At 47.3% G+C, this 19,528-nt stretch carries 9 protein-coding genes and 1 pseudogene; 3 read left to right on the forward strand and 7 right to left on the reverse strand.

Annotated features, from left to right (window positions below):
• Positions 1 to 126: 126 nt before the first annotated feature.
• Positions 127 to 1,109, forward strand: a pseudogene (locus J1784_RS00985) (IS3 family transposase); the annotation flags it as partial.
• Positions 1,110 to 1,364: 255 nt separating this feature from the next.
• On the opposite strand, the gene J1784_RS00990 reads toward J1784_RS00985, so the two are convergent.
• The 6 genes from J1784_RS00990 to J1784_RS01015 all read right to left on the reverse strand — a co-directional run bounded on the left by J1784_RS00990 (position 1,365) and on the right by J1784_RS01015 (position 12,959).
• Positions 1,365 to 2,855 (reverse strand): TolC family protein, encoded by a 1,491-nt coding sequence (locus tag J1784_RS00990; protein ID WP_217147672.1) that lies wholly within the window; start codon positions 2,853 to 2,855, stop codon positions 1,365 to 1,367.
• Positions 2,856 to 2,858: 3 nt separating this feature from the next.
• Positions 2,859 to 4,082: an HlyD family type I secretion periplasmic adaptor subunit gene (locus tag J1784_RS00995; RefSeq protein WP_217147673.1), complete on the reverse strand. Its 1,224-nt coding sequence runs from the start codon at positions 4,080 to 4,082 to the stop codon at positions 2,859 to 2,861.
• On the reverse strand, positions 4,079 to 6,418 hold the full coding sequence (locus J1784_RS01000) for a type I secretion system permease/ATPase (RefSeq protein WP_217147674.1): 2,340 nt from the start codon (positions 6,416 to 6,418) through the stop codon (positions 4,079 to 4,081). Before J1784_RS01000 ends, J1784_RS00995 begins: the two co-directional genes overlap by 4 nt.
• Positions 6,419 to 7,610: 1,192 nt before the next feature.
• Positions 7,611 to 8,813 carry an OmpA family protein gene (locus J1784_RS01005; protein ID WP_217147675.1) on the reverse strand — a complete coding sequence of 401 codons (1,203 nt, stop codon included), beginning with the start codon at positions 8,811 to 8,813 and terminating at the stop codon, positions 7,611 to 7,613.
• Between the two features lie 487 nt (positions 8,814 to 9,300).
• A complete protein-coding gene (locus tag J1784_RS01010; RefSeq protein ID WP_217147676.1) occupies positions 9,301 to 10,170 on the reverse strand; it encodes an OmpA family protein in 870 nt (289 codons plus the stop codon).
• An 83-nt stretch (positions 10,171 to 10,253) separates the two neighbouring features.
• Positions 10,254 to 12,959, reverse strand: a complete 2,706-nt coding sequence (locus J1784_RS01015; RefSeq protein ID WP_217147677.1) for an Ig-like domain-containing protein — start codon at positions 12,957 to 12,959, stop codon at positions 10,254 to 10,256.
• Between the two features lie 710 nt (positions 12,960 to 13,669).
• On the opposite strand from J1784_RS01015, the gene J1784_RS01020 reads away from it, so the two are divergent.
• The gene (locus J1784_RS01020; protein ID WP_217147678.1) at positions 13,670 to 14,602 is read left to right on the forward strand and encodes a LysR family transcriptional regulator; all 933 of its coding nucleotides are present in this window, start codon (positions 13,670 to 13,672) and stop codon (positions 14,600 to 14,602) included.
• Positions 14,603 to 14,678: 76 nt separating this feature from the next.
• Here J1784_RS01020 and J1784_RS01025 read toward each other — a convergent pair whose 3' ends face one another.
• The gene (locus J1784_RS01025) at positions 14,679 to 15,929 is read right to left on the reverse strand and encodes a tetratricopeptide repeat protein (protein WP_217147679.1); all 1,251 of its coding nucleotides are present in this window, start codon (positions 15,927 to 15,929) and stop codon (positions 14,679 to 14,681) included.
• Positions 15,930 to 16,482: 553 nt separating this feature from the next.
• Here J1784_RS01025 and J1784_RS01030 point away from each other — a divergent pair.
• A partial coding sequence (locus J1784_RS01030) for an Ig-like domain-containing protein (RefSeq protein WP_238485333.1) occupies positions 16,483 to 19,528 on the forward strand: 3,046 nt, incomplete at its 3' end.

The following is a 19,528-nucleotide window of genomic DNA, read 5'->3' on the forward strand; positions in this document are numbered from 1 at the left end:
TAAACCACAGAGTTGGAAAACATTTTTAGCCAGATCGATACCCAGATAGACGATATTCATGTTTACTCTCCTGCTGAACGTATTTTGTTGAGTTAAGCGCAAAGGGAGGAGGTAGTCCATCCCATTAACTGGAAGAAGAAGTTTGGCGGCATGGGCGTGACAGAACTGCGTCGGCTGCGCCAACTGGAGGAAGAGAATCACCGCCTGAAACGGCTGGTCGCCGATCTCAGTCTGGACAAGGAAATGCTGCAGGACGTCATCCGAAAAAAGTTCTGAAGCCGGTGCAGAAACGCGAGGCGGTTGGATACCTGCTGGCGGCGTACCGCATCGGGGTTCGCAGGGGATGCCGGCTGATGATGCAGAGCCGAACGGTCTACCACTACCGCAGCTGCCGCGATGACCGGGCCCTCACGCAGCGGATACGGGAGATTGCAGAAACCCGTATTCGTTATGGTGTGCAGCGGATCCATATCCTGCTGCGGCGCGAGGGCTGGCTGGTTAACCACAAGAAAACCCATCGGATTTACTGTCTGGAAGGGCTGAACCTGCGGTCAAAACGCCCGCGGCGCCACGTGACGGCCAGGCACAGGCATATCCGCCCGGCCGTCACCGATGTGGATCTGTGCTGGAGCATGGATTTCGTTGCTGATAATCTGTTCAACGGACGCCGGATCCGTGCCCTGACTGTAGTCGATAATTTTAGTCGTGAATGCGTGGCGATCGAGGTAGGCCAGGGACTTCGCGGTGACGATGTAGTCGCCGTGATGGAACGGATCAGGCAGACACAGCAGCGTGTACCACAGCGGCTACAGACGGACAACGGTAGCGAATTCATCTCAAAAACGCTGGATCGCTGGGCGTATGAAAACCGGGTAACGATGGACTTCTCACGCCCCGGGAAGCCCACAGATAACGCCCTGGTTGAGTCATTTAACGGCAGCCTGCGTGATGAATGTCTGAACGTGCACTGGTTCCTGTCACTGGAAGATGCTCAGGAGAAGATCGAGCACTGGCGGCAGGAATATAACCAGTACCGGCCGCATTCCTCGTTAAATAACCAGACTCCGGCAGAATTTATCCGAAGCCTGCAAACAGGCCCGGATCTCTGATTTATCCTGGCACCGATATTGGGAAGAGATCAAAAGTCCGGAGTCTTTGATTTATGCTGGCATCAATATAGGGAAGGGATCAGTGGCTCTGGTGCTGCAGCCCTTTTCTGATAATTGGGCGGACTACTCCACCCTACTCAGTTGGATGTCTGACTTTTGGGGTGCAGTTCAGATTTGGGCGAGGCTTACGGGCAGCGGTTAAAAACTGTGTTATAAAGCACCCCCCTGTTTTTACACAGCAGGATGCTGTCAGGTTTATTCGTTAACGCCCAACCACTCATTCAACATGCCGGCGTTAGCATAACTGGTAAACATCGAGCTATAAGCACTAAAACGACTCGAAACTTCGTTAACCTGATTATTGTAATAATCGCTCTCCGCGGTCAGAACGTCCAGCAACTGTCGGGTATTGAGCTGACGCCATTGCTCGAAGAAGTCTCGTCTTACCCGGTCAGTAGCATTTACCAGATTATGATACTGAGCAGCCTGATCCAAAAAAGTATTGGTGTTATGGATAGCAGTACGAACCTTGCTACTCAAGTCGATTTTTTGTTCTTCAATCTGCTCTTCAGCGGTTTCTGCCCGCAGCGCTGCGGCTTTTTCCTGCGCAGTCGCGGAACCGCCCTGATAAATACCCCAGCTCACGTTCAGATACGTTTGCCAGGACTCTTCGTAAGCCCCGTTGTTGATTGGAATGGTTTTATTCACCACCCAGTTCAATTTTGGAAGATTGCCCGCTTTAACGGCCTTAGCCTGTTCTAACGCAGACAAGGCCTGATTTTTCGCCTGAATAATGGTTGGATGATGACCAATTGCCCGCAGCAACGAATTCGGATCATCAATATGGATGTTCCACGCAGGCTGCGCTGGCAAATTTTTATAGGAGGTGTAACCAGTTAACTTACGAAGCGCGATTTCGGCGTCATGCACTTTTGATTCAGCCGCGTCTCTCCCCGCCTGAGCTTGAAGTAAGCGGGCCTGAGCCTGGGTGAGCTCACTGACACGCCCCGCATCCATATCACTAATATCCTTGATCATATTTACAAGATGCGACATCCGCTGGACATACGCTCCACTGAGCTGCAACAACAGCCTCTGCTTTGCCAGTTCGGCCAGTTCACTGCAAACCTGATAAGACGTGTCTTCAAATTGCGCGTGATAATAGGCTTCGCTAGCCTTTGCAGTGAACTCTTTGCTCTGAATATTTTTGCTATTATACCCCCAGTCAAATACCGGGGTAGTGGCGTTAATGTTCACGCCGTTAGTCATGTCTCTTTTATCCAGGCGTTGACCAGAACCAAATTGCTCCGGATTAGACTGCACGCCAACCGTGATTTGCGGTAAACGTGCGCCTTCTGCCTGAACTACATCAGCCTCTGCGGCCTCATGATTGGTCTGCGCTTCGCGTATTTGTGGTGTGTAGTTTTTTGCCGCAACCGCCATTCTGGCAAGATAGGTCTTAACCAACTGCTCAGGGGCAGCCAACTGTTGGCTATGCGCTAAAATTTTAGACGCCTCATCATCAGCAATATGGTACATAATGCCAGGATTAACCGATGATGTAGTCTTACGCGGCAAAAATTCCGCTTCTTCCTTTGTCACCGCCGGGCGGACCACTGCCAGTTCCTCCGTTTTACTCTGCAGAAAATGTTGGCTCTGTGAATAACCTGACACGGGCAACCCTGCACAGGAAAGCATGAGCACTGCCAGCACACTTGCCTTCTTCTTAAATTTTAATTCCATCATGACTTATCGCTCCCTGAAGGCTTCACGTGCTTTGTAAATCGGCTTCAGGAGATAATCCAGAATGGTTTTTTCGCCGGTTTTAATTTCGACTCTTGCAATCATCCCGGGAATGATAGGCAGGACTTTGTTCTTCACATGGAGGCTGCTGGAGTCAGTCAGCACCATGACCTGGTAATAGGTGTCATCTTTGCCACGGGCCTGTTTATCTTCATCCTTTAACGTTCCGGGACTTATCTGCTGAACCGTGCCTTTCAGACCACCATAGATACTAAAGTCATAGGCAGTGATTTTTACCGTCGCCGGTAAACCGGGGTGCAGGAAGGCCACGTCAGCGGGTTTCACTTTTGCCTGAACCAGCAACTGATCTTCAAGGGGGACAATATTCATGATGTGTTCGCCTGGCTGGATAACCCCGCCGCGGGTGTTAAAGCGAATATCTTTGATTGTTCCTCTGACCGGCGCTGTGATGGTCGTACGCGACAGAACATCTTTACGACCGATCAGATTTTCCTGAGCCTGGGAAAGCTCAAGTTGCAGATTGCTCAACTGACTGTTGGCATCCGCACGGAATTTGTTCTCTTTTTCAACAATTTGAGATTTTAAATCCGTAGCTTGTCGTCGTGTACGTAACAGTTCGACTTCTGACATCAGGCCTTTTTTAACCAACGGCGTCGCCAGATTCACTTCCTGCATGGTTAACGCATAGCTGTGTTGCAGAGCTTTAACACCCTCAATAAGGTCATGCTTACGGGTGTTGTACGCATCAGTTTCTTGTTTGATGATGTCTGGATCCGTCACATCTTTGCTGAAGGAGAGCGGCTTGTTATAGGCCTCTGCAGTCAGCCGGTCGATAGACCCCTGCAACCCGATAACTTTGGACAGTGTTTCTTTGTAGTTTGAGCTTGAGCGCGTCGGGTCAAGTTTCAAAAGCACCTGCCCTTTTTCGACCACTTCCCCTTCGCTGACATCCATTTCAGCGAGGATCCCGCCCTCGAGGTTCTGAATGATCTGCTCGCGGCTTTTAGAAATAACTTTTGCCTCGCCCTGGGTAATCTCTTCCACTCGCGCAAAGTGAGCCCAAATCATAATGCAGATGAAAAGTGCGCCAATGAGCTGTAACACCAATTTTGATCTGGGTGTCTTCTGAGCCAGTAGCGATGCCCTGACATCATTCATGAAAGCGGCATCAGCTGCTGACAGATTCTCTTTTTTATTCTTCTTTATCATGACTCCACCTTTTCAGAGTTTATCGCCGCGCCCTTGTTCCCTTCTTCACCCGTCGGAGCGACAACACTTTCTTGTACTGTAGGAACGGACACACGCCTCACTTTTGGAGCGGCAGGAACTGCTGCGGATGCGGTTGGAACAGGCTGTGGTTTTTTCCCAGCCAGAGAGTTCATGACTGTCTCTTTAGGTCCGTCGGCAACGACCTTCCCTTCATCAATGACAATAATTCGGTCAACCAACGCCAACAGTGACGGGCGATGCGTGACGACAATCAGCGTCTGATCCCCTGTTGCGGTTTGTAAATGCTCAATAAATTTACCTTCGGTTTGCATATCCATAGAACTTGTCGGTTCATCGAGCAGTAAAATCGAAGGACGTGCGAGCAGACTACGGGCGAGAGAAACCAACTGGCGTTGACCACCGGATAGGCCATCGCCCATTTCCCCGATCGGCAAATTGATACCCATAGGATGTTTCGCAGCCAACTGATCGAGACCCGTTAACTTCAGGACGCGCAAAAATTCTTTGCTGGTCGCATTAGGGACACCAATCATGATGTTCTCTCGTAAGGAGCCATAGAACAGACGAGAATCCTGGCTCACGAAACCGACATGCTTACGCCAGTCCGCTGGATCAATTTGCGTAACGTCCAGACCCTCGGCAAAGAGCTGCCCAGCCGTAGGCGTATAGAGGCGCGCAATGACGCGCAATAAGGTTGATTTTCCGCTACCGATTTTGCCCAGAATGGCGATGCGCTCACCCTTGTTGACGGCGATATTGATTTGTTTCAGCACCGGAATAGCAGGCTGCATTGGCGGTGCCGGGTAGGCAAAATCAATGCTCTTAAGCGAAAGGTTGCCATCCAGTTCAGGGTTCGGCAGATATTCGATACCTGGGTCGCGGTCAACGGGCTTGAGCATTAATCCATTAAGAGATGCCAGCGCGGCTTTCGCCTGTTGGAAGCGAACCGCCAGGCCTACAATTTGGCCCAAGGGTGCGGTGGCACGACTTGCGAGCATGACCGTACCAATCAGCGCACCCTGGGTCATGTCCCCAGCACTAATGAGGTAGACACCGACGATGACAATCATCACGGTTTGGATCTGCTGAAAAAACGCAAAACAGCCCGTAGCAATGGAGGAAAGACGACGAGATTTCATGCTGGTTTGTGACGCCAATGCACTGAAGTTCTCCCAACGGCGTTGCATGTAGGCGCCTCCTCCAACGGCTTTCAGCGTTTCCATTCCTTCAATGGATTCAATCAGCACCCCTTGTTTGAGCGAGGATTCACGCAGGTTTTCTTGCATCGTTTTGGCAAGCGGCCACTGAATGATGACGCTAATGGTGACAATGATAGGCAGCAAGATCAGCGGAACAAAACCAAGGTAGCCGCCAATGGTGAAAATAATGCCAATAAAAAACAACACAAACGGCAAGTCGGCAATCGCAGATAAGGTTGCCGAGGTGGCGAAGTCACGAACCGATTCAAATTCCCTTAACTGGTTCGCAAAGGAGCCTGATGAGGCAGGTTTGTGCTCCATTTTGATACTGAGCATTTGTCGGAACAACATGGTGCCAAGGACTAAGTCGGCCTTTTTACCTGCCACATCTATCAGATGAGCACGGATATAACGGGCAAATGCCTCGAAAAGCATAGCGGTTAAAACGCCTATGGCCAGTGACCATAACGTCACAAATGCCTGGTTAGGTACGACCCTGTCGTAAACATTCATCGTAAAGAAGATGCTGGCGAGGGTCAGGACGTTGATCAATACAGTGCCAATTGCAGCACTTCGGTAATAGCGACGATAACGCCAAAGCGTTCCAAGTAGCCAGTGCCCTGCGGGGACCAATTCAGGCTCTTCAACCCGGCGGTCTGCTTTGGCTTTCGGCTTCAGGAATATAGCGAAACCAGAGTACATTTCGCGCATTTCCTTTGCGGGAATTAACACCGATTCCTTACTGACTTCTGGCAAAATGATTCGAAACGCAATGCCCTTCTTTTTATCTTCCAGTTCAACGGTTTCTTTACCGAGGAAAACACAGCCCCCTGCACTATTGGAACGTAACAGGATGACCGGAGCTAACTGCTCAGGGATATCAAAAATATCGCGTTCAACCAGACCCGTAGAGAAACCCGCATTTTGCAATGCAGTGAGTGACTGCGATGAGGTAAGGAACCTTGCTTTTGGGATACCTGCCATTAGCGCATCGTCAGAGGCACCCAGTTTGTAATAACTACAAACCCATGAAACACTCATGAGCAGGGAGTCATCAATCGTAACTTTTTCGGTCACATGTTCATGATTGTCATTTTCGACATCGTTGCTATTCATTAGAATTTATTTCCGGTAAACAGTTATGCATTACAAAGGTCATGGGTCATCCCATCAACAGGCGAAATGGCCGTCATTTAGTATTCACCCTGCTGAAAAGAAGAAATCCCTTACTCAATGGAATCTTTACGCGCCCACAATGCCCTAGAGTGTATTTGGATTTTGTTATTTTCATCTTTTGATTAATAAAATCATCAACCAAAATTCAGTAACTCTTTGATATGCATGACGCCGTTTGATTTTTTAATAATTCAAACAGAGTTTTTAAATATAATTTGAAATTATAATGTCGCGGCAAGACAGGTGTAATTATCATCATTTCTTTACAGGGAAGGATTAAAATTGAATTTTTTAAATCCCAAATCTGAAGTTATGAAGAGGTTTAAATGAGAGTGTTATTGCCGTATGCATGCCAACTGCAGTCCCTGGACTAGCGACCTGATTAGTCACCAAAGGGAATAAATGGATGCAATAGCTATTTTCAACACGGATTTTGAGTTGATTTTTAATATAACCACGAAGAGGGGGTTTCTTTTTTTAAAGTTATCATCAAATGGAGGGGGCACGGCAAGCCAACAGGTGGAGTGATGAAGAAGAAGTATAACCATTCAGTTCCAGAAACCCAAAAAATACTCAATTACCATAATCACTACCATGATAAAACAACACCCCGATGCATCACTCCGATTTCTCTCGCTCTATATTTTTTCCTTTCATCGCGAAGTAGAGAATATCTTCAGCGTTATCGAGGTAATGTATTAATGTTGTCAATTCATTGCTAACCTGGGCGTTACGCCCTTCCCATTGTTCAGACATGGTAATAGCTTTGATTTTCATTGTGTGAAGTGTGCGCCGATGACATGATGCGAGCCATTTGTCACTTACCATGTAAATACCTCCGTGGTGCCCTATTGTAGCGCAGCCAAAACTCTATTTTGACTGCATCATGAGTTCACAATCGTCCGTTATATCGACATATTTCGTTTGTCTCAGTCTTCATACTTGTGGTGCTGCACCCTACCCAAAAGCAACCCTGCTCTCTCTTAAAACCCCATTTTAAAATATTTGCAGAATTCGTGAAAAAAAGTCCATGTCGAAAATCCTGATGATGAACCCATATCACTGTTTGTTTCTTTCAATATTTACTTTAAAAAAGCAATTGTGCCCGGCCAGGCACAATTGCTATAGCGACTTACTTCCTGGATACCTGAATTTCAATACGACGGTTTTTAGACCGATTATATTCCGTATCATTTGCAGCCACCGGGTTTGCAGAGCCGAATCCAACGGCCTTGAGGCGACTGGCTGGAGCACCTTGATCAATCAGTGCCTGACGAACAGCGTCGGCACGGTCCTGAGAAAGCTTCATGTTAAATTCGTCTGTGCCGCTGGTATCAGTGTAACCGTTTAACTGCAGACCCACATTTGGCCAGGCTTTAAGGATCTCAACAATATTGCTTAACTGATCCTTTGACGCCGGATCAAGCTCGCTACTGTTTTTCTCGAACAACAGACGGTCAAAAGAAAACGTTGTATTTTGATCAGCCTGAACGGTGCTTTCAATATAGGTGATAAGCTTATTTTCCATGCCTTTTTGTGGGATGTTAATTGTCTTTCCATCAGGCAAGACTTTACTAAAGAATACGCCTAAATCCCCCCACACTACTCGAACGCTATCCGTTGTTTTTTGCATTGCGCTGCGATCAGTTTCACCGGATGTCATGCAGCCTTTCAGCAACAGAATAAGGGCCGCAATGGCGACCAGCAGCAGCAACCATAGCCATTTAAAACCACATTTCTTTGTTTTAACGGGGGCAACTTTCTCTGCTACAGCGCCCGAACGTGACTGAGGGAAAATATAGGCTTCAACATTATTTTTCTCCAAATATCTTTTGAATGGTGCCGGAAGCATCGCCACGGCATCATATTCAATGTTGTCCATCCATCCTTCCAGAGAGAGAGACTGAGTATTTCTCTGTCGCAGATACTTACGCAGCGTGCTAAAGAGTAACGCTGCGCCAACAGAGACCAGTGAACGTCCTGATTCATTGGAAACATTGGAAACACTTGAAACCATATTTACAAGGCTATCGCTCTGATGAGGAAATAACATCGCCAGCATTGAACCCGTCGCGGACTCGGAATGGGTTTGCTCTAACAAATGGGATACTGAGGTATTCTCTGTATTAATATCAGGAGACTCTCTCAGTAAATCAAGAAAATTAACGGGCTCTTTAGCCCATGAGAGATGTGCCTTAATCTTATCAAACAACAAAGGGACAATGCCGGACAGAGCTAGATTCACATTTTCTTCACGCTCACCCAGGATTTTGGATACATCCTCAATAAACTCGAGGTCAATCACACCTTTGGAAAAACCATCTTCGTTATTCATTATTCATTATTCTCACACAACCTCAAAAATAAAAAAATTAAATTTTGCAATCATTTTTGGGGATAATTCCCCTGTGTCGTTATTGTTCAAAGAAAGATTAATGTTAACGGTAAATTACGTCAACCTTATTTAAATAAACGAATTTAACATTTTTATTTTTGTTGTAATTGAGCCGGATTATTTTATTTTTAACTCATCCATACTGCTAACTTGCAACCTTATGCAATAAGGCCGGGCATAGTAAAAAATAAAACCATCAGGTATTCGCTTGAAATAATGTCGGGATTGAAATGAGGAAGGCGCTCAAGGGTATCAGGCGATTATCGGGTAAGCTTAATACCTCTTCTGGACAATGGCGTTTTGTCCTTGCAGGGACGCTTACTCCACTCTTTGCTCGGGGAGGTAATTCAGTCTTTTAATTTTTGCTGCTATAGCGCAAAAATAATTTAAAGAAAAAAAAGCCGATTGTTAAATCGGCTTTCCATTTTTATTTCGCGTAGCTGCGAATGACGACTCGCCGATCAGGGGCATAGCACATGATTTTTTGTGAACGAGACAGGCCTTCACAACCGGACGCGACAGGTTCTTTACTGCCTGCCGTGGTCGCGCTCGCGCTTTCTACGTTCACGCCATCGCTGACCAGCAGTGAACGGACAGTGTCGGCACGCTTCAGACCCAGTGTCAGGTTACTCTGAGCAGAACCAATCGGATCGGTATGACCCACCACCACCACTTTGCTGCTGTTTTGCGACAACTCTTTGGCTATATTAGAAATCGCATCACGGCCACCGGCCTTAATGTTGGACTCATCCGATTTGCCAAAATCAAACAGCACATCGCTTGAAAGCACGTAGTCTTTGTACTCATTCTGACAAGGAACCACAGCGGAAGCACGTGAAAGTAGAATATCCTGCAAACGTGTTTGCATCAGCAGCGGTGTCGCTTCTTGTTTACTCACTAATTTTAAGACTTCGCCCTGCGTTTCACCGGCACGGAGGAAGTAAGTTTTACCCCCATCAAGCTCCACAACGCTCTGCTTGTCTTGCTTACCTTTATACTGAGGAGCATCCGCTAACCAGGAACCCAGAACATGGGAACCAGGCTTCACGCAGAATGTGGTGTAGGTTCCTGCCAGCAGAGCCGTCTGGAATTCGCCATCGATGTATACATTCGCATTGCCTTGAGCAACATTGCCATCAGCAGTACGGAAATAGACAACCTGAGCCTGGCTGTTGGCGACATCCGGAACGGCCTGATACGCCGTTTTTAGTCCTTCGCTTTCAGCGGAAACCGCAGCCTGTGAAACCAGTGTTGCAGCCAGTGCTAAAAACAGAATCTTCTTCGAAAATTTGAACATCCTATACTCCACTCTGAATCCAAATCTCAGAGGTTTAGAAAATAATATTGTATCCCCACGGTGACCCGCAGGGATGCCCTTCCTTACGCGTGTTGAACGTCAAGGCCATGCTGAATTAACAATTCGATGTTGCTGCCATGCTGCTGGTAAACGTCGTACACCATACCGCCGGCAAGCGTATGACCTTCGGAACTCCAGTCCTGAGCGGAACCCAGAGATGAAGTATCAAATTCAACGTGACTGTCAGCATTTCCGGTGATAGCAACCTGCTCTTTGCCGTCGTCGATAAACATATTCTGCACAGCGTGTGACAGAAGACCGTCGAGGCTCAGCTGTTGATGGCCGTGAACCGCCACAACACCCTGCTGTGAAGCGTCGTTGTCAGACTGAGTTTGTTGATCGGCGCCCAGTGCGGAGTAATCCAGTGTCGTCGCCAGGCCATGCATGTAATGTTCAGCCAAGCCCTGAAGATCGACTGGCGCGTGATACGTTGCGGCAGCGGCGTCGTCTGCACCAAAACTAAAGTTATCGAATCGGGTGCTGACGTTACTTCCATTGCCCGGGCTGGTATGAATCATTATTGAGCCAATGGTTTCACCTGCTGGTGCTGACCAGGTGATGGTCTGCACGGCAAAACTATCCGTCTGAGCAGGGACTTCTTGTGTGTTCAGCTCATTACCCGCGGTATCATAATAAGTGACTGTGGTTCCATTAAAGCTGTTGCCATTGGTATCAAAGCTGACGGCATTGGTAGGTTCATCAAATGCAAATTTCACATCTGAGTTTTCAACGATTTCTAAATCATTTTTACCAAACGCGGGAACAATAAGGGCGACTCCTCTTGAATTTATGGACGTAAATTCATGATTCGCCTGGCCCACGCCTGTAATCGGCCCGCTGACCAGCGTAATCGTCATGCCGGAATCTAAATGAACGCTCTGACCCAATGTAGTAAAATCGACTTTGGCAACTGAGTCAAAATCTTCAAACCCTGTGCTAACAACCGGATTGTTAGAAGTATCCACAGTGAAATCCATTGCATCAGATGCCGGGCTTTGATTACCGGCTGCATCTTCTACAATCGTTGTGAAACTATGGTCGCCATCTGCCAGCGCTTTTGGTGGGGTGAATGACCAGCTACCGTCGGTTTCAACGTGAACGCTCCCGATGGCTTCGCCGTTATCATAAACAATGACGGTAGAATCTGGCTCGGCAGAACCGCTGAAAATCGGCGTTGAATCGTCTGTCGTGGCATTTTCAGCAATCGGTCCCGTTTCAGCACCGTAGTCATCTTCTAAATCAAGATTGGTCGCCGCGTCCGGTGCAACGGTATCAACTGTAAAGTCGATATCAGCACTTGGTACACTGGTATTACCGTCAGCATCTTCTACGACCGTTGAAATATCATGGTCGCCGTCGGCCAATGGATCACTCGGCGTGAAGTTCCACTTACCGTCATCATCTACCTGAGCACTGCCAATCTCTTTGCCGTTATCTGAGATGATAACCACTGTGCCAGGCTCTGCGTTTCCACTGATATCCGGGATATTGTCGTTGGTATCTTTTCCTGTGACATCATCACCATCGGCATTGGCGACCTTAACATCGGTCGCAGCATCTGGTGCGGTGGTGCCATCGCCGCCGTTATCGTCAGGGCCCAGGACAAAGGGAATGTCCGGTGATTCAGGACTGGTATTACCCGCTTCGTCAACCACAACGGTCGTAATATCATGGTCACCGTCGGGCAGTGGATCCGTTGGTGTGAAGCTCCATTTGCCATCACCATCAACCTGAGCGCTGCCGATCACAGTGCCGTTATCGGAAATTATGACGACAGAGTTTGCTTCGGCGTCGCCGGTAATGGCTGGCGTATTGGTATCACTCTCGACCGCGACATTTTCTGCTGCTGCTGGCGCGACGGTATCAACCACAATATTGATATCATTAGAGAGATCGGATTGATTGCCTGCCGGGTCAACCACGACAACGCTGATATCATGTGCGCCATCCGCCAGCGGTTTGTCCGGTGTGAAGGTCCATGTTCCATCAGGTTGAGCAGTAGTAGAACCAATCACTGAATCACCAGTATCCAGGATATAAACGGTATCACCCGCATCAACACCACTACCGCTGAAGGTAGGCTTGCTGTCATCCGTTACGCCATTGTTCGCGATAGGACCGGTAATCGTTCCTACGTTATCTGTAATCGCGTCGAGTGTCCCGGATGCGACCGTGACAGTATCGCTACCATCACCGCCAGCATCTGCAGTTGTTGAATGATGGCTGTCACTGTGATGATTAGACAGAGCAATAGCCCCGCCTGCAACAGCCAGTGCGCCCAGACCCAGCAGTGCCCACAGCAACGTAGAGTCATTATCAGCGACGAGGCCTTCACCCAGGCCTAGAATACTGTCATTGCCCAGTGCTAATGGCTCTGTTGAGTCGGCAGTAAGGACACCGCTGTCCTGACCCTGGGAAGAAACATAATCGTAATAAGCGCCATCTTCGCCTTTACCGACCAGTTCACCCTCATTCAGATAATAATCACGGATGATAAGGTCTGGATGATCTTTATCATCACCTTCAAGGCTAATATATAAGTCATCACCCACGCGAGTTACGGTGATGTTTTCTGGCGCAAAACCTGTGCCATCTTCCGCAAGGATATATTTACCATTATCTACAGCGTCAACTGTAACAGGTCCTGTCATTGAACCCTGGTGTAGTGCGATGGTTTTTTCAATTTTATTACCTTCGACCACAACAACGTTGATGGTTTTACTTTCCACTTAAAATCTCCTGTTAGAAACCCTTAACAAGTTGAGTAAATAGCAATGATGTCCCTTGCGAGAATCACACTCTGTTTAAGATGTTGAATGTTCACAACTGTTTTAATAGAAACTCTCATCTCATGAGCGAGTGAGATGAATACTTACAAACTCGTTTCCACTTGAATTCATTGTGGCGGCACTCACTTTTTCACGCAGCGGATAATAAATTATTTTTATAGTAATTACATCAAAGTGCAATATTCCATAAAACACTCATCCCATTGTTTGTTAATGAGTTATGTATGATATTTTGTTATTTAAAATATACTTTTTCTTTTGGTGTGCAAAAGAGATTTCACAAAATAAAAATCCAATTTTAAATTTATCTCTTATATACAGTGTTACTATTGATTATATGGTAAAGTGTTTTTTACGATGTTAATTTTCATGGTGTCTCGCTGAGTTTTAAAAATTAAAATACACTCTGCGTAAAATGTGGCGGCACGGTATAAGGTAAGAAGAGAAGAAACCAAAGATGTTAAAGGAAGGTTAGGTGTAGATTATTAAAAAAAGTATTTCAATAAATACCAATTAATTAAATAAGAAGCAGAAGATAAAATTCTGCTTTTGGCATAAGAAATTGTCCCTCCCTACAACTTCATTGCTCCAATTCATGTTGGTGCGAAAAGACCTGAGAGGAAGCATCCACATCCAGAAGGACCTATCAAATGAATTCAAAAGACTTTGACCTCAACTCTCTGTTGATACTCAATGCCGTCATTGAATGCCGGAGTGTCACTGCGGCGGCCAAAAAAATGGCCATGTCTCCTTCTTCGGTTACCTACGCCATAAATAAAATTAGAAAAACAACATTAAACCCCATCTTCACCCGCTCTAAAAATGGTATTACACCGACCACTTTAGCGCTGGAGCTTAATCAGCGGTATATTAAAGCCATATCATTAATTACCGATGGACTCGATTTCTCAGTGAATTCTGAAAACCCAGATGTCTATCGCAATATCACCGTCAGCACTTATAATTTCTTTGAGTTATGGTTCTCTCACTTTGTCTACCAGGAGCATAAGTTGCTTGACGGGCTGTGCCTGAATTTTGTTAACCATCCTATATCATGTGAAAAGCGCATAGTAAAAATCCGAAATCACGAAGTTGATCTCGACATTGGCGGGCTCTTACCTAATGACACTTCCATCATTTCGCATAAATTATACTCTTCAAAATTTAAAGCGTTAGTCAGCCGTAACCATCCCTCGATTACCGATACGCTAACGTTGGAAGACTGGAAAACGAATAAACATGTAAAATGGGCTCAAATTTTTGATGAGTCATTTGTTCAGGAAGGTGATGCTAATCAGGTTGATCCGTTACAAAAAAGAAGTGTCGGTATCAAATCAGAAAATTCGTTGAACTCTTTATTGATATGCGCAATGTCTGATTATATTACGCTGGTTCCCGCTTATCTGGAGCCTTTTCTTGTCGAATCATTCCCGGTAAAAATCTTCGATCTCCCTTTTGAAACGACGATGACATCAACGCTCTATGCTCATTACCACCGCTCAGCAAAGCGCAAAGAATTCATTAGTTTATGCCTTGAAAGCCTCGCAAAGATGGTCCCTGACTCCATTCCTATAGAAGCATAACTGACCCACGCAAGAATACTCATGATTTTCACAGGAGACTGGCAGATTCAGCCTCCTGAATTTTAAGTACAGGATGCTACGGTGTACTTACCCCGATTTTCAGCTTCCCGCTCTCATAATCCTCAATCAGGAAAAACGGCATCGCAAGGAACCACTGTCCCTGATGCACTGCCACACGGTAGTTAACACTATGACTGTCAGATTCAAATCTCACCGTCGCGACCTCACTCTTTGTGTTTTCTACTGTTCCACCCATCTCTGAGTAACTGGCATTACTGCCGATATGAAAACGTTCGGTTTTCCAGCGAACGGACGGATGTGGCGGATACGGCCTGGCAGAATGGAAATGGAAAGTTTCATCGTGGTTCAAAATGCTCTCTCTGACGGTCGGCCAAAGAACATGGCGTAAGAATTTCTGATCGGTATAACGCTCTGCACCTTCATATTGTCGGACAAACTCAGCCATCAATGCCTTCACCGATGTGAATACGCCCCGGCATCCGCCCCAAAGTCCCGCCAGTAATAACTCTGAATGCGTAAAGTAATCCCGCATATGATGGAACCAATAAGGGGATGTCAGCCACTCTTCAACGGCGGCGACTTCTTTCTCCGAAAATAACGAATCAGCATCACGAAGCAGATAGCGCGATACGCCAGGATCATCGAGCACAAGAAAACGCCACATCGTTGGCGCAATTTCAGTCTCATTGCTCATATCAACCAGCTGAACACCATGCGCCCGCAAACGTGCGATTACCCCAGCAGGCACCGTGTTGTCGTAATACACCCGACAAGTCCAGCCAGGATAGAACTCGTGGCTGATGGCGGCGTTTTTTATCATCGTTTCGCAATATTTCGGGGTGTCGCCGTACAGGCTAAAAGAGATGATATTTTGGCCTGGCTTTTCCGGTTCAAAGCATGGAGGCTGCTGAGAGGGAAAAGTAAACTGTTTCCCGTCCCGGCACCCCTGATCCGCAAGGGTGAGAGATTCATTACCGTAGCGTTGCAGCTCCTGTGTTTTCCCCAACCAGCCGCAGACTTCAGTCAAACCATCCAGCCAGTTGCCGGTGTACTGGACTTTCTCCCTGTTTTTGTACATCTGCAGATAGACGTCATACGCTTGCTGATAGGCCTCAGTTCGCATTAGCGTCAAAGCATAATCCCCCATGACGGTAGGGTTACCAGGCAATATGACCAACACTAACTCACAGCACTCTCTGGCCTTCAGGTAGTCCTTTTTAGCCATCGCTTCACGAAAGCCTGAGGCAAGATTAGAGAGTCTTTTATTTAAATTCCCGTGATTATATTTCTGTTTATGCATTCGCATATAAATGTTTTCTCATCATATGAATTGCTTTCAGTATATAGATTGGCAGAGTTAAATAACGAAAATCCCTTTTCATTTTTTTAAATAGAGTATTTGAATTAATTTTGTATTCATGCCCGACTGGCAGTTAAAAAATAAAAAAGTCCATTCTGATTTCAAGAGAGTGTAGCGTTGTAGTAGAACCGATGAAATAACATCACAGCGCGTTCTTCTGATCGCAAATGCTAATAACAAATTGTTTTTTCTAAAAATCAAAACAAAGGATAAATACCTCACAGGTCAATGTATTTAAAGGGTTTATTTTTATTTATATTCTTTGCATGTTGAGATAAAAATCAACAAGGCATTTAACTGTCACCCGATACGGTTTATTTTTAAGAGAAGCTAGGAATATGTTTCGATCACGCCGAGTTAACAGGGAGTCAATGGCGAAACACGTTTCACTATACCCGCTTATGTTGAAAATCGAAAAAGGAGGCACCTCACCAGCTGAAGTAATATTTGTATACATCAGCCCTCCAGGGCCTGGCATCTAAATAATAAAGGATATTCTATGAGTCGATTTACAATTACCACGAAGGAAGCTGGTCAGTCACAGGTATTTAACCTGAAAACTGTCGCATCTGCCGAAGACATTATTGCAGTACCCGCTATTCAAACCGGTTATTACCTCATTGAAGGTGGTGAAGGCAATCAGCTGTCTGAAGGCCTTTCTCTGAGCCGCCATAATAACGCGCTCCACATTCATATTGATGACTCTGCTGCCCCTTCAGCAATTATTCCTGAGTATTATAACTCACCAGCCCTGCTGACGATTCCTGCATCCAACAACCAACTTCAGGCACTGGACATGGCTCAGATACAAACTGAGCACGCTCCGGTTGCCCTCTCGCTGCTCGCTGATGCGGGGGATACACCGTATACGCCGGGTGGACCGGGCATCATTATTGCTGATAGCGCAACTGACGATTCTGTAGACGGTTCGCCGAAAGAAATTGGCAACCACGAAGGCACTGCCGATTTGACTCCAGAGCTGCATGGTACAGCCTTTGGCGCAGAAGAAATGATTTTGACCATTTATGCTAACACCCAGGTACTAGGTACGGTCATTGTTGGTGACGACGGAACCTGGAGCTTCACGCCAGATGAAGGCGCGCTAAGCTATGGTTCTAATTACATCTTCCAGGTGGTGTTAGAGGATTCCTCTACTAACGCTCTCTTCATTGCTATGCCGTTCACAGTTTCTGAGACTGTTGACGGCCAGGCCGCTGCAGACCTGCCTAATACGGGTGATGATGGTATAGTTCTTATTGATCATCTGGTCGATGCCAACGGTATCCACCAGGGCGATGTGGCTAACAATGGCATTACTGACGATCTGAATCCTGTCATCCAGGGTACCCTGTTTGGCGGCGAAGAGATGACTGTCAGCATCTATGCCAACACTCAGTTCATTGGCACTGCTATTGTCCAAGAAGATGGCACCTGGTCATATGATTTGTCAGGTCTGGAAAATCATGCCCAATACACCATCGTGGCAATTCTCACGGACTCAAGTTCGGACGCGAAGTTTATCTCGCTGCCATTCGTCTTCACGACGGGCTTTGATGAGCAAGTACCGGTCATTACAAGTGTTCATGATGATGCGGGTACTGTAACGGGCGACCTGACTGATGGCCAGCCTACGGATGACACCACGCCAACCATCAACGGTACAGCAGATCCTGACGCTATCGTCAATATTTACGATGGCTCAACGCTGCTGGGTTCTGCCCAGGTAGATGGCTCTGGTCACTGGACTTTCACGCCAGACACCCCACTTTCAGGCGACGGTGCTCACTATATCTCTGTTACAGCAACAGACGGCACTGATGAGTCCGCACATTCCGCTGGTTTTGATGTCAATCTGGACACCGTTTGTGAAAAACCTGTTATTACAGATATTCAAGACGATGTAGGTAGCGTAACGGGCAACGTCCTGGACAATGGCAATATCACAGATGATGGCAATGTTGTTATTTCAGGGACATCTGAGCCGGGTTCTTCGTTAACTCTATTCTTCACGGGTGTTGATAATACGATTCAAAGCCTTGAGCTGACGCCAAATGCCGATGGTACCTGGAGTATTCCGTCTGACTACATGGAACAAAAAGGCGATGGTGCATATAATTACTGGTTAACCTCTGTTGATGCAGCAGGGAACAAGAGTAACAGTGACATCGTCACTGTTACCTATAAGACAGCACCTCCTGATGCGTCTACAAATGAGCAGCTAACCGATGATGTTGAGCCAAAAACTGGCCCAATACTTAATGGTGATACGACTGATGATTCCACACCAACATATCAAGGTGATGCGGAAGCTAATGACGTTGTAATCATTTCGGACAACGGTGAAGTCATTGGTTCTGTCGTTGCTGATGATAAAGGTCACTGGACATTCACACCTGATACCCCACTCAATGACGGCGATCATAGCTTCTCTACCGTCGTTGTGGATGGTAATGGGAAACAGAGCGACTCTTCTGCACCAATCGGCTTCACGGTTGACACCGCAGTGCCAGACCCAATCGACATTAACGCGCCGGACAATCTGGTCGTGTACGATGATATTGCACCGATTATTGGTGATATCCCTCAGGACGGCGTCACCAATGACACCATGCCAACCTTCTCCGGCACCACTCCTGCACTCGCTAAGGGCGAAATCGTCACTATCTACAGTGACGGCGAAGTCCTCGGCTCTGCCATTGTCGGTGATGGTGGTGCATGGAACTTCACCCCATCGAGCCCAATGGCTGAAGGTCCGCACGAAATTGAGCTGACCGTTACCAACGCCGCTGGTGCCGAGAGTGATAAGTCTTTACCGTTTGATTTTACCATCGACACCATCGCGCCAGTGGCGCCAACCATCACCGACGTGGTGGATGACTCCGGTGCGCAGAATGTTGACGTGGCCCCGAACGGCTCCACCAGTGACAATACCCCTCAAATCCAGGGGACCGGTGAGGCTGAAGGCGATATCATCACCGTCTACAACAACGGTGCCGCTATCGGCTCTGCAGTAGTCGGCGCCGATGGCACCTGGTCGTTCACCCCGGACGCGCTGGCAGATGGTCAGTATGACATCACCGTCACCGAGACCGACGCGGCCGGTAACGTCAGTGACCCGTCTAACGCGTATGACTTCACCATCGACACCATCGCACCAGTCGCGCCGGTTATCACCGACGTGGTGGATGATTCCGGTGCGCAGAATGTTGACGTGGCCCAGAACGGCTCCACCAACGACAATACCCCGCAAATTCAGGGTACCGGTGAAGCTGAAGGCGACATCATTACCGTCTACAACGGTGACGAGGTACTCGGCTCTGCAATGGTCGGCGCCGATGGCACCTGGACGTTCACTCCGGACGCGCTGGCTGATGGTACTTACGACATCACCGTCACCGAGACCGACGCGGCCGGTAACGTCAGTGACCCGTCTAACGCCTATGACTTCACCATCGACACCATCGCACCAGTCGCGCCGGTTATCACCGACGTGGTGGATGATTCCGGTGCGCAGAATGTTGACGTGGCCCAGAACGGCTCCACCA

Source organism: Rahnella ecdela, from assembly GCF_019049625.1.
GTDB lineage: Bacteria > Pseudomonadota > Gammaproteobacteria > Enterobacterales > Enterobacteriaceae > Rahnella > Rahnella ecdela.

Coding starts and splice junctions, on each gene's coding strand:
- J1784_RS00990 (WP_217147672.1), bottom strand. CDS start 2,855: ATGATGGAATTAAAATTTAAGAAGAAGGCAAGTGTGCTGGCAGTGCTC.
- J1784_RS00995 (WP_217147673.1), bottom strand. CDS start 4,082: ATGATAAAGAAGAATAAAAAAGAGAATCTGTCAGCAGCTGATGCCGCT.
- J1784_RS01000 (WP_217147674.1), bottom strand. CDS start 6,418: ATGAATAGCAACGATGTCGAAAATGACAATCATGAACATGTGACCGAA.
- J1784_RS01005 (WP_217147675.1), bottom strand. CDS start 8,813: ATGAATAACGAAGATGGTTTTTCCAAAGGTGTGATTGACCTCGAGTTT.
- J1784_RS01010 (WP_217147676.1), bottom strand. CDS start 10,170: ATGTTCAAATTTTCGAAGAAGATTCTGTTTTTAGCACTGGCTGCAACA.
- J1784_RS01020 (WP_217147678.1), top strand. CDS start 13,670: ATGAATTCAAAAGACTTTGACCTCAACTCTCTGTTGATACTCAATGCC.
- J1784_RS01025 (WP_217147679.1), bottom strand. CDS start 15,929: ATGCGAATGCATAAACAGAAATATAATCACGGGAATTTAAATAAAAGA.